Annotated in this window: 1 pseudogene; it reads right to left on the bottom strand. The window is 57.4% G+C overall.

Annotated features, from left to right (window positions below):
- Window positions 1-452: pseudogene (locus tag NW820_RS13460) on the bottom strand (hypothetical protein); the annotation flags it as partial.
- Between the last annotated feature and the right edge of the window lie 88 nt (window positions 453-540).

Consider the following 540-nt stretch of genomic DNA (forward strand, 5'->3'; position numbering starts at 1 on the left):
ATGGTGCGGATAAACACCAGGTGCGGTGAGTAGATCTGCCCATAGAGATGGATGCCGTGCACCGAGAGATTAAAAGCGGTGAACACCCCAAACAGATCGCTGAGCAGAGAAGGTCGGTTGCGGTAGGCCAGACAGACCACCGTCTTGCGACCTTCGTCCTGCACCTGTACCACCGCCTTGCGGGTCTGGTAGAGGGTGTAAGCCAAGCGCAGATTTTGGGCCTGCACCTCGCTGCTGACAAACTGGCTGTAAAAAGGCGGAAAGCTCTGGTTAAAACGCCGCATCAGAGCGGATCGCGTCAGCGGCACGGAGTCCTTGCGGGTGCTGACTTTGAGCGGCTGAAGATCTTCATGGGCAGCCCTCTTCCGCGCTTCCCGATCCCCGGCAACTCCTAGAGAAGCCACCTTGGGCTGGGGAGTGCCCTGCTGTGCTGATTGCTCATCAGTTGACATCGACCTCGCCACCTGCATTGCTCTTTCTCCATCGTTGCTCAGTACGCCCCAGCCAAACCTCATTTATCCGCAAAATCACTGAGGCTCG

Origin of the sequence: Synechococcus sp. R55.7, assembly GCF_047461955.1 — a bacterium.
Classification (GTDB): Bacteria; Cyanobacteriota; Cyanobacteriia; order Thermostichales; family Thermostichaceae; genus Thermostichus.